Source organism: Streptomyces sp. NPDC050264 (assembly GCF_040655895.1).
Classification (GTDB): Bacteria; Actinomycetota; Actinomycetes; order Streptomycetales; family Streptomycetaceae; genus Streptomyces.
On record NZ_JBFAKV010000045.1, the window covers coordinates 1 to 13,785 of the forward strand.

The 13,785-nt window shown below is 70.5% G+C and carries 11 protein-coding genes and 3 pseudogenes; 10 read left to right on the plus strand and 4 right to left on the minus strand.

The window, feature by feature from the left end:
* The 8 genes and pseudogenes from AB0J02_RS41470 to AB0J02_RS41505 all read left to right on the plus strand — a co-directional run.
* The coding region (locus AB0J02_RS41470; RefSeq protein ID WP_363199111.1) for a DNA-directed RNA polymerase subunit alpha C-terminal domain-containing protein at positions 1 to 190 on the plus strand (190 nt) is incomplete at its 5' end.
* Positions 191 to 733: 543 nt separating this feature from the next.
* Positions 734 to 3,157 (plus strand): annotated as a pseudogene (locus AB0J02_RS41475) (GH92 family glycosyl hydrolase); the annotation flags it as partial.
* Between the two features lie 160 nt (positions 3,158 to 3,317).
* On the plus strand, positions 3,318 to 5,495 hold the full coding sequence (locus tag AB0J02_RS41480; RefSeq protein ID WP_363199112.1) for an alpha-L-rhamnosidase: 2,178 nt from the start codon (positions 3,318 to 3,320) through the stop codon (positions 5,493 to 5,495).
* 286 nt (positions 5,496 to 5,781) lie between these two features.
* Positions 5,782 to 5,964: pseudogene (locus tag AB0J02_RS41485) on the plus strand (hypothetical protein); the annotation flags it as partial.
* The gene (locus AB0J02_RS41490; protein ID WP_363199113.1) at positions 5,904 to 6,293 is read left to right on the plus strand and encodes an alpha-L-rhamnosidase C-terminal domain-containing protein; all 390 of its coding nucleotides are present in this window, start codon (positions 5,904 to 5,906) and stop codon (positions 6,291 to 6,293) included. The pseudogene AB0J02_RS41485 and the gene AB0J02_RS41490, both read left to right, overlap by 61 nt.
* Before the next feature lie 134 nt (positions 6,294 to 6,427).
* Positions 6,428 to 6,793 carry a DUF2089 domain-containing protein gene (locus AB0J02_RS41495; RefSeq protein ID WP_363199114.1) on the plus strand — a complete coding sequence of 122 codons (366 nt, stop codon included), beginning with the start codon at positions 6,428 to 6,430 and terminating at the stop codon, positions 6,791 to 6,793.
* Positions 6,790 to 7,050, plus strand: a complete 261-nt coding sequence (locus tag AB0J02_RS41500; RefSeq protein ID WP_363199115.1) for a hypothetical protein — start codon at positions 6,790 to 6,792, stop codon at positions 7,048 to 7,050. Before AB0J02_RS41495 ends, AB0J02_RS41500 begins: the two co-directional genes overlap by 4 nt.
* A 30-nt stretch (positions 7,051 to 7,080) precedes the next feature.
* Positions 7,081 to 7,509, plus strand: a complete 429-nt coding sequence (locus AB0J02_RS41505) for a hypothetical protein (protein ID WP_363199116.1) — start codon at positions 7,081 to 7,083, stop codon at positions 7,507 to 7,509.
* 315 nt (positions 7,510 to 7,824) lie between these two features.
* Here the strand turns inward: AB0J02_RS41505 and AB0J02_RS41510 are convergent, their stop codons facing one another.
* Both AB0J02_RS41510 and AB0J02_RS41515 read right to left on the minus strand, forming a co-directional pair.
* Positions 7,825 to 9,738, minus strand: a complete 1,914-nt coding sequence (locus AB0J02_RS41510) for a GAF domain-containing SpoIIE family protein phosphatase (RefSeq protein ID WP_363199117.1) — start codon at positions 9,736 to 9,738, stop codon at positions 7,825 to 7,827.
* Positions 9,739 to 9,865: 127 nt separating this feature from the next.
* Positions 9,866 to 11,110, minus strand: a complete 1,245-nt coding sequence (locus tag AB0J02_RS41515; RefSeq protein ID WP_363199118.1) for an MFS transporter — start codon at positions 11,108 to 11,110, stop codon at positions 9,866 to 9,868.
* Between the two features lie 100 nt (positions 11,111 to 11,210).
* Here AB0J02_RS41515 and AB0J02_RS41520 point away from each other — a divergent pair, with 100 nt between their 5' ends.
* The gene (locus AB0J02_RS41520) at positions 11,211 to 11,663 is read left to right on the plus strand and encodes a helix-turn-helix domain-containing protein (protein WP_363199119.1); all 453 of its coding nucleotides are present in this window, start codon (positions 11,211 to 11,213) and stop codon (positions 11,661 to 11,663) included.
* Positions 11,664 to 11,885: 222 nt separating this feature from the next.
* The gene (locus AB0J02_RS41525) at positions 11,886 to 12,854 is read left to right on the plus strand and encodes a chlorophyllase (RefSeq protein ID WP_363199120.1); all 969 of its coding nucleotides are present in this window, start codon (positions 11,886 to 11,888) and stop codon (positions 12,852 to 12,854) included.
* Positions 12,855 to 13,021: 167 nt separating this feature from the next.
* On the opposite strand, the pseudogene AB0J02_RS41530 reads toward AB0J02_RS41525, so the two are convergent.
* Together AB0J02_RS41530 and AB0J02_RS41535 are read right to left on the minus strand one after the other, a co-directional pair.
* Positions 13,022 to 13,388: pseudogene (locus AB0J02_RS41530) on the minus strand (transcriptional regulator); the annotation flags it as partial.
* Positions 13,388 to 13,684: a helix-turn-helix transcriptional regulator gene (locus AB0J02_RS41535; RefSeq protein ID WP_363199121.1), complete on the minus strand. Its 297-nt coding sequence runs from the start codon at positions 13,682 to 13,684 to the stop codon at positions 13,388 to 13,390. The gene AB0J02_RS41535 and the pseudogene AB0J02_RS41530, both read right to left, overlap by 1 nt.
* Between the last annotated feature and the right edge of the window lie 101 nt (positions 13,685 to 13,785).

Consider the following 13,785-nt stretch of genomic DNA (forward strand, 5'->3'; position numbering starts at 1 on the left):
CTCGGAGGCCGACCTGCTCGACATCCGCAACTTCGGTGCGAAGTCGATCGACGAGATCAAGGTCAAGCTCGCCGGTATGGGCCTCGCGCTCCGGGACAGCCCTCCCGGGTTCGACCCGACCACCGCCGCCGACAGCTTCACCGCTGCCGACGACGCGGACGCCGGGTTCATCGAGACCGAGCAGTACTGATTGCCGCGGCCGGGTCGCGCGCAGGCCGGTCGTCACATCTGGACCGGGTGCGGGGCGACACGGCCGGCGGCAGCCGCCGTGGCCGTGGCGGACGAACACATGGCGGGGCGCCGCTCCGGCGCGTGGCGCACCGTCGTGTAGGCGCGCTCGACGCGCTCCGCCTTCGCCCTTCACGGTGAACGGCGGCCTTCGGGCCCAGCTCGGACCGGCCTTCCGGGGCTGCTCCGGGTGACCGCCTCTCCCGCTGGCCGCAGACTCACGAAAGTGAGTCTGCGGCCAGCGGGTTTTTTGCTGGGCGGGCCGGCGTAGGCGGTGTCGGCGGTGTCTACTCCAACAGGCAATAATCTCCGCCCTCTTGACACCCCGAATCTTGATCGGAAACATCGCGCACGTTCTTTGACATCGTTATCAAGCCCTCCCCCCAAGGCCTGTACAGCGCGTGCGACAGGCGTAAGAAGGCACCGCATGACGACGACAGCTCTCCCCAGCCGCACCGGGGCCCCACGCTCCCGGCGTCCGCGTCCGACCCGTCACAGAGGCCTGCTGGCGGGCACGGTGGCGACCGTGCTCGCCGGTGGTCTGCTCACCACCGTGGCGGCTCCGGCAGGCGCCGCCCCCGCGCACCGCGACGCGGCGGCACCCGCCCTGGTGGCCGACCCCGTGCGCGAGGTCGATCCCCTGATCGGCACGAGCAACGCGGGCAACACCTATCCCGGGGCGGTCCGCCCCTACGGCATGCTCTCCTGGAGCCCGCAGACCACCACCGGTACCCAGGCGAAGAACCCGGCCCCCGGCGGCTACCGCTATGACGCGACGCGGATCCGCGGCTTCTCTCTCACCCACCTCAGCGGCGTCGGCTGCTCCGGCGCGGCGGGCGACATCCCCGTGATGCCGCACGTGGGCGAGGTGACCGGCTCCCCGTCCGCGGACACCGGTGACGCCACGTACGCCTCCGACTTCAGCCACGCGCGGGAGAAGGCCACCGCCGGGCGCTATCAGGTCTCACTGGACAGCGGCGCAACCGCCGACCTGACCGCCACCACCCGCACGGGCACCGGCCGCTTCGGCTTCCCCGCGGACAAGACGGCCTCGATGCTCTTCCGCACGTCGAACTCCGAGAGCGGCAGCACCGACGCGCACGTCCAGGTCGACGCCGCCCACCGCACCGTCACCGGCTCCGTCGACGCCGGCAACTTCTGCGGTCCGCAGAGCGAGAACAACCGGCACCAGCTGTACACCCTGCATTTCACCGCGCACTTCGACACCTCCTTCGCCGCCACCGGTACCTGGCACGACAGCGACCTGAGCCCGGGCAGCACCGAGGCCTCCGGCGGCACCGGCTACGACAAGAACGGCAACCCGCAGCCGGGCAAGGGATCCGGGGCGTACGTGACGTTCGGCAAGGACGTGCGCCAGGTCCAGATGAAGGTCGGGATCTCCTACGTGAGCGCCGCGGGGGCCGAGGCGAACCTGCGCAAGGAGAACCCGGCGTCCGCCTCCTTCGACGACACCGCCTCGGCAGCGGCCGCGCAGTGGCGCACGGAGCTGCGCAAGATCGGCATCGGCGGCGGCAGCGAGGCCCAGCGGCGCACCTTCTACACCGCGCTGTACCACTCCATGCTGGAGCCGACCGTCGCCAACGACGTGGACGGCCGGTACGCCGGCGCCGACGGAAGAGCCCACCGGCTGGCGAAGGGCCAGAGCGCGCAGTACGGCACCTTCTCGGGCTGGGACCAGTACCGGGCCCAGGTCCAGCTGATGGCGTGGCTGTCGCCGAAGGCGGCGAGCGACTACGCGCAGTCCCTCTACGCGTACGCCGGTCAGCGCGGCGGCGAGTGGGACCGCTGGCTGCTGCAGCAGGGCAAGACGAGCGTGATGTCGGGCGACCCGTCGGCCGTGGCGCTCGCCGGCATGTACGCCTTCGGTGCCAGGGACTATGACGTGCCCGGGGCAGTGAATTCCCTGGTGCGAGCGGCCACCGTGCCCACGGCCAACGACTCGTCCGACGCGGGCTGCCAGGTCGAGTGCGTCGGACAGCGTCCTTCCCTCGACTTCTACCTCACCCACGGCTACGTCCCGTCCGACGACTGCCACTGCTGGGGCGGCGCCGCTGAGACGCTGGAGGACGCGGCCGCGGACTACGGTCTTTCGGAACTGACCGGCGCGCTGGGCAAGCGTGACCAGCAGGCCGACTTCCTGCGCCGCTCCGGTGCCTGGAGCAAGGTGTTCGACCCGGACGCCACTCCGGAGGCCGGCTGGATGCGCGACCGCAACCGCGACGGCAGCTGGGCCGGGGACTCCTTCGACCCCGCCACGGGCGACGGATTCGTCGAGGGCAGCAGCGCCCGGTACACGTGGATGGTCTACTCCGACGTGGCCGGTCTCGCGCAGGCGATGGGCGGCCGGGACAAGGCCGTCCAGCGCCTGGACTCCTTCTTCCGCACGCCCGAGGGCGCGTTCGACTTCTCGGCGAAGGACGATACGCGCTACGACCCGACGAACGAGCCGGACATCAACTCGCCCTATCTGTACAACTACTTGGGCGATCCGTCCCGCACTCAGGAGACCGTCCGCGCGGAGCTGGACCAGCTGTGGACCGACACGCCCGGCGGCATCCCGGGCAACGACGACGCGGGCACCATGTCGGCCTGGTACGTGTTCTCCGCGCTCGGCGTGTACCCACAGGTGCCGGCCCGCGCGGACCTGGTCCTCACGTCGCCGCTGTTCCCGCGGGCGGAGGTGCACGGAGGCCTGGGCCGCACGCTGCGCATCGAGGCTCCCGGCGCGGGCAGTTCCGCCCCGTACATCCAGGGTGTCCGTGTCGACGGCGCGGCCTCCGACCGGACGTGGGTGCCGGGCTCGGCGGTGCTGCGCGGCGGGACCCTGCGGTTCTCGCTCGGGGCGACACCCGGCAAGGACTGGGGCACCGCCCCGAAGGACGCGCCGCCCTCGTTCCCGGCCGGCGGCTGAGGCCCGGGGTCGACGACCTTGCGTGAAGTGAGGGGGCGGGTTCGGCGAGCCCGCCCCCTCACCTGCGTGACCGACCTTCTTCTCAAGCACGGCGGACACAGCCTGAACGCCCCGATCGCTCCGCCCCATGCCAGGACCTCACAGCCAGGGAGCGCGCATGCCCGAGCACATATCTCACGGCCCGAACCGTCGCACTGTCCTCACCGCGGGTGTCGGCGCGGCCGCCGTCACCGCCATCGCGTCGGCTCCGGCCTCGGCCGAACCGGGCTCCGCGCGCCCGGCCACCGCGCCGCGCAACGCGAGCCCGTACTCGCGCCAGGCGGCGGGGAAGGCTCCGGCAGGGCGCTGGGACCGGTTCAACCTGTCCCCTCGCAGCCGCACCGTCCACGCCGTGGCCGTCCACACCACCACTGGCACCGTGGACTCCCCCGAGGCGCTCGTCGCCGACCACCGCCCCGGGGAAGGAGCCGCCCGGCTCACGGGCTCCGGTGCCTCCGTCACCCTGGACTTCGGCCGAGAGGTGGGAGGGTTCGTCAGCATCGACTTCGCGTCGACGACCTCCGCGGCGCAGACGGTCGGCATCACCTACTCCGAGTTGTCCACCTACGTCAGCGCGACGCTCAGCGACGGCTCGAACGGCGGATCCAACGACGAACCCGCCGTGCTCTACGCCGCAGCTCCCGGCGGCACAGTGAGCACGGAGCGGGACACTCCCACCGGCGGCACCGACACCACGACTCCGCCGCGCTCTCAACTGCGCGGCGGATTCCGCTACTTGACCCTCAGCAACCGGACAGCCGGTTGCATCGACCTCACCGAGGTCCGGGTGCACATCACGTTCGCGCCCGACGCCACCGATCCGGCCGCCTACCCCAACTACTTCCACTGCGACGACGACCTGCTCAACCGCGTCTGGTACGCCGGGGCCTACACGGTCCAGACCAACATCGTCGCCAACGATCAGGGCCGCGCATGGGGACCGCCCGCGGTGGGCTGGAACAACGCCGCGACCGTAGGCGAGGCCGGCGCCACCGTGCTGGTCGACGGAGCCAAACGCGACCGCACCATCTGGCCCGGCGATCTCGGCATCTCCGTACTGACCGACTACGTGTCGCTCGGCGACCTCGACACCGTGCGGAACTCCCTGCGCACCCTCTACAACCACCAGGCAGACTCGGGTGCGTTGCCCTATGCGGGCCCGGCCGTCACTTTCGTCGGTAACTCCGACACGTATCACTTGTGGACCCTGATCGGCACGGCCATCTACGCGCAGATCAGCGCCGACACCGCATGGGTGTCCACCGTGTACGACGCCTACCGCAAGGCGCTCGCGTACAGCATCGCCAAGCTCGACGGCGGGCTGCTCGATGTGACGAGCAGTGCCGACTGGGCGCGCGGCGATTCCGACGGCAAGAACATCCAGGCCAACGCGATCATGTACCGAGCTCTGGTGACCGGCGGCGCGCTGGCCCGGTCGCAGGGCGACACCGCTTCCGCGAAGGAGTGGGCGACGCTCGCCGCGGCTCTCAAGTCGGCTGTCGAGTCCGGTGGTTACTGGGACGAGACCGTCGGCCTCTACCGTGACAAACCCTCCGGTGCCGGTGCGTCCCTGTACCCGCAGGACGGCAACGCCCTGGCTGTCTGGTTCGGTCTGGTCGACTCCCCCGACCGCGCGGCCGCCATCAGCGAACGCCTCGCCGCGCGCTGGACGCCGGTCGGCGCGCCCAGCCCGGAGAAGAGCGCCGAATCGGTGCATCCGTTCCCCGGCGGCATGGAGGTGCACGCGCACTTCGCCGCCGGCCGCGCCGGCACCGCGCTCGACCTCATCCGCCGCGAGTGGGGCTACATGCTCAACAGCCCCGCGGGCACGGCCAGTACGTTCTGGGAGGGCTATCGCAGCGACGGCACCTCGGACTACAGCGGCTCGTACATGAGCGCCGCCCACGGCTGGTCCACCGGCCCGACGTCCGCGCTGACCTATCGGCTCCTGGGCATCTCACCGGCCGCGGACGGGGGCCCGGGCCACACCGTGGTGCCCCACCCCGCCGATCTCCGGTTCGCCGAAGGGCGCCTGGTGACGGAGGCCGGCGTCATCGCCGTGTCCTGGCAGCGCGGTCACCGCGACGAGTTCGATCTGACGGTCAGCGCCCCGGAACGCGCCGTGACCGGGATCGGCGTTCCCGTGCCCGCGTCGGGTGACTGGACCGTACGGCTGGACGGGCGCACGGTCTGGCGCCGCGGAGACCGCGCGTCGGGTGTCCGTTTCGCCGACGGCTACGTCCACTTCACGGCCCCGGCGTCCGGAACGCACCGGGTCACGGTCCGCCGCGACTGACGCCCCGCCCCACGAACGCATGGCGCGACGGCGTCCTCGCCGCCGGCGCCTTTTTCACGAACGCACGGCCTGTGCCCCACCCGCCATGGGAACGCCCCTAACCGTCCCACCGCGAAAGGCCTCCATCGTGCCCCGACGCAGCAAGCCCTCCCCCGACTGCGCTCCCTCACCCTGGTGTGCGCGACCGCTCTGCTGACGACGACCCTCCTCGCCGGCGCCCCTTCCGCCTCCGCGCAGGGCACCCTCGCCATCCGCAGCATCACCGCCGACGGGCGTACGGACCCGCTACCTGGTCGACGCTCTGGCCCGCATCGACCGGACCTACCTGGCCATGACCATGCTTTCGCAGCGCACCTACCCCGGGTTCGGCTTCCAGGTCGCGCACGGGGCCACGAGCACGTGGGAGCAGTGGCTCTACAGCTCCTCGATGGAAACGCACGACCATGCCATGTTCGCCGGTGTCAACACGTCCTTGTACACCGTCCTCGCGGGCATCCGTCCCACGTCCCCGGCTACCGGACCATGTCCGTCTCACCGGAGGTGCCCGCTTCGCTCGACCACCTTTCGGCGTCGCAGGAAACGGTCCGCGGACGCGTCAGCAGCAGCTGGTACAAGAGCGACGGCACACTCCGACTCACCGTCAGCCTCCCGGCGAACAGCCGTGCCGTGGTCACCGTGCCGCGCCAGGACGAAGGGGAACGGATCCAGCATCCGCGAGGGGCCCGGCCGTCGCAGAGCGGTGCACGCTCGGTCTCGTACCGCGTCGGCTCCGGGACCTGGACCTTCGTCGTCGGCTGAGTCCGATCAGAGGCGCAAGATCAGGCCGTTATTCAGACGCAGATTCAAAAACTTGAGTAATCTGCGTTGTCACCTTAATAATCTCAAGGTACAAATACATAGCAAGCTCGTCATCGAGGGCTAGGGAGCCGAGCGTGGAGTGGCAGGAGCTGACGGACCTGACGCAGGGACAGTCGTTCGTGGTCGAGCGGGTCCGCCTCACCGGCAGCGGCGTCGCGATCGAGGGGCAGTTCGAACCGCCGCAACTTGCCCAACTCGGTATAGACGACCAGGTGTTCATTGCCGCGTTCGTACGGTCGCACGGTTCGATCAAGGAGATGGAGCGGATCTTCGGGGTGAGCTACCCGACGATCAAATCCCGGCTGAACCGGATCACCGAGCAGTTCGACTTCGTCGACACCGACCCGGCTCCCACCGGCGCCGCCGATGTCGTCGACCGCCTGCGGCGAGGGGAGATCAGCGCTCAAGAGGCGCTGGACGAGCTGGAGAAGTCCCGATGATTCCGCTGCTGGTGACGGTTGGCTATCACCGTTCCGACGGCCGGCGTCGGCGACTCCACGTCCCGGTTCTGCTGGTGGCGCTCGTGCTGTCACCGCTCCTGCTGCTCGCCGTGGTGGCCGGGCTGGTCGCCTGCCTCATCACAGGGGTCGGCCCGGTGGGCGCACTGCGCGGGGTCGGGCGGTTGGTCTGGGCGCTCCCCGGTACCAGGTTCGAGCTGGAGCAGGGACGCGCGGGCGTGCTGATAAGCGTCAGATGACACAGGTCCACAGAGAAATCAGGAGCAGTCATGAACGAGCAGCGCCGTCAGGTCCTGCAGATGCTGGCCGAAGGCAAGATCACCGCGGATGAGGCCGAGCGGCTGATCGACGCCCTCGAACGAGACCGGCCCGAGGCGCCGAAGGGAACCGCGGCCCGCCCGAAAACCCGGGCCAAGTACCTGCGCGTGGTCGTGGACGCGGCGGACGACGGCGGCGACGGGCCCAGCCGGGTCAACATCCGGGTTCCGTTGCAGCTGCTGCGCGCCGGGGTCCGCCTCACCAGCCTTCTCCCTCCGCAGGCCCTCACCAGGGTCAACGCGGAGCTGACCAAATCGGGGGTGCCGTTCGACCTGGCCGAGCTCAAGCCGCAGCACCTTGAAGACCTGGTCGACCAACTCGACGACGTCAACATCGACGTCAGCGACCCCGACTCCACGGTGCAGATCTTCTGCGAGTGAGAGCGGCGCCGTCCCGTCCCTCGGGCCGAGCGGCACCGGCAGGACCACAGCCGTCAGGGGCCTGTCCGCCGCGGCGGGCGCTGCTCACAAATGGCGCGACGGTGCGTTCCGGATGGCGGAGCGACGGGCCCACAGCGCGCATCCCAGCAGGACCAGGCCGACAAGGCCGTACGCCCACGCGTCCGCGCTTCCGGTGGCCCACCCACCGGCCATCTCAGCACGGACAGTCTGCGCACCACGTCCGACGAGCTCGTCGACACCCTCGTCCGCATGGTCACGGACGCCGGCGCGACGCGACAGCAACGCCTCCCGGTCTCACCCGGCCTCCGGGCGGCGGACCGGGACCGGGGGAATGCGCAGCGCCAGCAGAGCGATGTCATCGCCCGGGGCCTTGCCCGCCATGGTGTCCGCCATCTGTTCCAGCACCGCCGGCAGATCGCGCTCGCGCAGGCTCTGCAGCAGGTGGCCGGCCTCCCGCATAGCGAGGTCGATGTCGGCGCCCGGCCGTTCGACCAGCCCGTCCGTGTACAGGAACAGCAGCGTTCCCGGCGCCAGCAGTCGGCGGTAGCTTTCGCGCGGGCGCAGCGCCAACGCCGGGTGGATCAGCGTCTGATGGTCGGTGAGGTGCTCGACGCCGCCGTCGGGGGTGATCAGGATAGGCGCCGGATGACCGGCGTTCGTCCAGGTCATCTCCCACGCCCCCGCGGTGCCGGACGGTCGCAGGTGGGCGTGGACGAGCGTGCCGCTGGCGTCGATGTTCAGCGCCAGGTTGGCGCGCTCGAGCGCGCTCAGCACCGTGGCGGGCCCGGTGTCGGCAAGGTCGACATCGGCCTGGCGCAGCATGCTGCGGGCCTGTCCCATCAAGGTCGCCGCGTGCATGTCGTGGCCGGTGATGTCACCGATACTGGCCACCACGGTGCCCATCGGCGTGGTCGGCACGCTGTCGGCCGGCGTCACCGTGTGCGAGGCGGTGGCGTCGGGGAGCTGGTAGAGGTCGTACCAGTCGCCGCCGACCATGTCGTCGTCCGCAGCCGCCCGGTACAGGGCTGCGCTCTGCAGTCCGGCGACGACCGGCAGATCGGTGAGCATGGCCGTCTGCAACTGCCGTGCCGCTTCCGCCCGGTTGTCCACGAACGTCGCGCGTTCCACCGCGCGGGCGGTGTACCCGGCCAGCGACGCGAGGACCGCCTGGTCGATGATGTCGATCTCGTAGTCGATGTCCCAGCCCACCACCAGCACACCCAGCGGGACGACCGTTCCCGGCAGGGGGACGCATGCCACGGTCTCCAGCCCCAGCTGTGTGAAGGCCGCCACGGCCTCGTCGCCGTACTGTGCGCTCAGTGCGTCCAGGCCGTGCACGGTGATGGTGCGGTTCTCGCGTGCGGCGCGGGCCGTCGGCCAGTTCGAGTCCAGGCGGTAGTACTCGTTGGCGCGCTCCATCGTGGCGCCGTCCCCGTCGTCCATCAGGCGACGCATCCACGCACCCTCGACCAGGATGAGGCCGACGTAGGTGGGCTTCAGGTCATTGATCATGAGGTCGCTCACCCGGCGGCGCACCTCGTCGATCCCCGTGGTGTCCGCCAGGGAGTCCGCGGCCCGCAGCAGCACTTGCGAACGGGCCAGGGTGTTCTCCGTCCGTTCGGCCAGATCGTCGGCGTCCTGCCGCGCCCGGGCCTCGCCCCGCCGGGCCTGCTCCCGCTGCCGGGACACGACGCGCAGCCTCAGATCCGCGCTGCAGGCCGCCGCCAGATCCTCCAGATCCCGCAACTCCCCCGCGCTCCAGGTGCGGACGTCCGTATCGATCGCGCACAGCGAGCCCAGCACGTGCCCGTCCGAGTCCGTCAGCGGCATCCCCACGTAGGCCACCACACCCAGGTCCGCCAGCGCGGCGCGGGCGCAGGTCAGCTCGGACTCGCGTGCGTCGCTGAGCACGAGCGGCCGGCCCGACGCCACGACGTGTCGGCACAGGGCGTGGGTGAGCGGCGTCTCCCGCGTCGATGCCCACGGTTCGGCCAGTCCTCGCATGCCGGGGAAGATCTGCCGGTCGCTCTCGAGGAGGGACACCAGCGCCACCGGCACGCCCACCACGCTGGTCACCAGGCGCGCGAACCGGTCCATCCCCGTATCCGCGACGGCCGTCAGGCCGGTGTCCCGCAGTGCGGCCGCCCGTTCCGCGTCCGCGAGCGCAGACAGCTGCGGCTCCTCACCGGCAGCATCCGCACGGCCCATCCCGGCTTCCCCTCACTTCGCGTACAAGACTGAAGAACACTGAACAGAGCAAGATTAGGGCTCCCGGCGACGACGGAACACGATCGCGGCCGTGGGGGCGTCGGAACCCCCGATCCGGCGCGGGGCGCTACCGATCCGGCGTGGCTGTTTTCCGGGTGACCACCCATAGCGTGAGCCCGAGACAGCTGAACACCGCACCCAGTGCGCAGACGGCGCCCCAGCCGGCCAGCGCGTAGAGCGAGGTGGCGGCGATGGCGCCGGTGGCGCTGCCGATCGAGTAGAAGATCATGTATCCGCCGATCAGCCTGCTGCCGGCGTCCGGGTGCAGCGCGTAGATCAGGGTCTGGTTGGTGACATGGACGGCCTGCACGGCGAGGTCGAGGAGGACCACTCCCGCGGCCAGGGCCCAGAGTGAGCTGCGGGTGAAGGCCAGGGGCAGCCACGAGACGGCGAGCAGCGCCAGGGCGATGCCCGTGGTGCGCCGGGAGAGTCCGCGGTCGTTCAGGCGGCCCGCCACGCTCGCGGCCAGGGCGCCGGCGACACCGACCAGCCCCAGCGCTCCGATCGCACTGTGGGACAGGAAGTACGGGGCCTCGCTGAGCGGCAGCGCGACGCTGCTCCACAGCGTGCTGAAGGCGGCGAAGACCAGCAGACCGAACAGGGCCCGGATGCGCAGCTGCCGTTCCCTTGCGAACAGGGTGACCGTGGAGCGCAGGAGTTGTCCGTAGCGCAGGACTGCCGGCGGAGCGGCACTGTGGCGCGGCAGTACTCGGTACAGGATCAGGGCGAGTACGGCGGTGAGCGACGCCGAGGCGAGGTAGACGGAGCGCCAGCCCGCGAGGTCGGCCAGGAGGCCGGACGCGGTACGGGCGAGCAGGATTCCGATGACCACGCCGCTGGTGACGAGGCCGACGACGCGTCCGCGTCCGGCGGCGGGGGCCAGCGACGCCGCGTAGGCGACCAGTGTCTGTGTGACGACCGCGAGAAGTCCGGTCGCGGCCATGCCCGCGAACAGGACCGCCGCGGTGCGGGCGGCGGCGACCACGGTCAAGGCCACGACCAGGAGCAGCAGTTGGGCGACGATGAGTCGTCTGCGGTCGGTCACATCGCCGAGCGGTACGAGGAAGAAGAGGCCGAGGCCGTATCCGACCTGCGTGAAGGTGACCACGCTGCCGACCAGCGCCGGGCTCATGGCGAGGTCGTGGCCGATGGTCACCAGGAGTGGCTGGGAGAAGTAGACGTTGGCCACCGCGGCCCCGCAGGCGACGGCGAACAGGATGACGATGCCGCGGGACGGGCCGAACTCGGGACCTCCCCCGCCGCGGGCCCCGGTCCGTCGTGTCACGGCCTCACCATTGCCGGGCATCAGCACCCCTCCACACACCTGGTTTCACATTGCCACCGATTCGGCCGCGACCGTAGCGGATTTTGGTAGCATGTTGCAACCACATGTAAGAGTGAGGACGCCCGCCATGGTGACCAGGACCCGTTTCGACACCAGCGAATGCCCCGTCGCCCGGTCGGTGGACGCGATCGGCGACTGGTGGTCGCTGCTGATCGTGCGCGACGCTTTCGACGGAAGCCGGCGGTTCGGGGAGTTCCAGCGCAGCCTCGGCGTCGCCAAGAACATCCTCACCGCGCGGCTGCGCACGCTCGTCGACGGCGGCGTCCTCGAATCCGTCCCCGCGTCGGACGGCAGCGCCTATCGCGAGTACGTGCTGACACCGAAGGGCAAGGCGCTGTTCCCCGTCATCGTGGCGCTACGGCAGTGGGGCGAACAGAACTTCTTCACCCCCGGCGAACCGCACTCCGAGTTGGTCGACCGCCGACAGGGGCACCCCCTTCGCACACTGGAAGTGCTGTCCGAGGACGGGCGGCGACTCGATCCCGACGACACCACCGTCCACAAGGTCTCCGGCCGGTGAGCCGAGCGGTCGGCGAGCGGAGCCGGGATTCCGGTGCCATCACACCCCCCCATCGCAGGCCGAACCCTTTCGCTTGACAAAACGGAGCGACGTTCCGAATAGTAAGGGGAGCAACGTTCCGCTTCGGCTCGGCCGGAGCCGGACGCTCTTGACCGCCTCGTCCGCCGCCGGTCGCACGAGACCAGCGAGCGACAAGGCCCACAGAAGGGGAACCCCCGCATCGTGAACGCCTCCACCGACATCACCACCGCAGACGACGTTCTGGGCACGCCCGCCCCGGTCCTGTCCTTCAGCCCGGTGGTGCTGTCCATCCCCGGGCGTCCCGTGGACATGCAGATACGTGTCACGGCGCCCGCGACCGGAACCAACCTTCCCGTCATCCTGTTCTCGCACGGTCACGGCCCCTCGAACAACCTCTCCTCACTGAACGGCTACGCACCACTCGTCAACTACTGGGCGGCACATGGATTCGCCGTCCTCCAGCCCACCCACCTCACCTCCAGGACTCTGAGTCACCTGGTCGCCGACGAGCCCGGCGCACCCTTCTTCTGGCGCTCCCGCGCCGAGGACATGACGCACATCCTCGACCGGCTCGACGTGGTCGAGGAGGCCGTGCCGCTGCTCGCCGGACGGATCGACCACACCAAGGTCGCCGTCGCCGGCCATTCCTTCGGCGGCTTCACCTCCAGCCTCCTGCTCGGCGCCGGGGTCACCGACCCCGACACCGGGGAGGAAGTGAAGCTCGCCGAGCCCCGGATCAAGGCGGGTGTGCTCCTGGCAGCACCCGGCAGGGGCGACGTCCTCGACGGGCCCATGGCCGACGCCCTGCCCGTCTTCAGGACGACCGACTTCTCCACGATGACCACGCCCGCGCTGGTCGTCGCCGGTGACGAGGACGACTCCCGGCACTTCACGGACATGGGGCCGGACTGGCACGCCGACCCCCACACCCTGGCTCCCGCCCCCAAGTCCCTGTTCACCCTGTACGGCGCCGGGCACGCCCTCGGCGGGATTCCCGGCTACGACGTGGCCGAGACCACGGACGAGAACCCCGAGCGGGTCGCCGCCGTCGGGCGGCTCACCACGGCATACCTCCGCAGCGCGCTCAACCCCGGCGACGACACCTGGCACGTCGCCACCGAGGCGCTGGCGGCAGGTCCCGGGCCGGTCGGACGGATCGAGTCCAAGTGACGCACTGACCGTTGCCGCGCGCTTGCGCCGCCGTCGCGTCTCGGAAGGAGCCTCAGCGCCTCAGTGGTGGTTGCGGGAACCGAGCCCGGTGTGGCGTGCAGGGTGCCGAGGAGGTCCAGGCCCTGGGAGCTGGGGCTGCCGGGTTCGGCGTGACAGATGACGAGTTGCTGCGCGGGGGCCTCGCGGACGTCGAAGGACTGGTAGGTAAGGGTGAGGGGGCCGACCTCGCGGTGGAGGAGGTGTTTCGCGTCCCGGGTCTTTCCTCGCACGGTGTACGCCTGCCACAGTGCGTGAAGGTCGTGCTGTGTTCCTTGAGCAGGTCCACGAGTTCGCGTAGCCCCGGGTTGTCGGGATCGAAGCCGGCTGCCTGGCGCAGATTGGCGACAGTGGCCTGGGCCGCCCGGTCCCAGTCAGCGTAGAAGTGCCGGCCGGGTCCAGGAAGGTCATGCGGGCCAGGTTGTCCGCCGGGGTGAACGGGGCGTAGAGCGCCTCGGTCAGGGCGTTGGTGGCGAGGACGTCCAGGTTCCCGTTCATCACGAACGCCGGGGTGTGGGCGTAGCCGCCATCAACTGCCGCAAGGAGGCGCCGACTTGCTCGGTGGCGTGGGCGCGGGGCCGGTCCTGGAGCGGGGCATCGGCCAGCCTGAACAGGTGCGCCCGGGCGTCCGTGTCGAGGTGCAGTGCGCGGCCGAGGGCGTCCAGCACCTGGGGTGAGGGGTGGCGTTCGCGTCCCTGTTCCAGGCGGGTGCAGTAGTCGGCGTTCACCCCGGCCAGTACAGCGACCTCCTCGCGACGAAGTCCGGCGACTCGGCGAACGCCGTAACTCGCCATGCCGACGTCCTCCGGCCGCAGGCCGGCCCGGCGCGCGCAGGAACTCCCCCAGGTGGTTGTTGTCCATACCTCCAGGCTGGGCGGCGGCCCGGTGCGCGGCC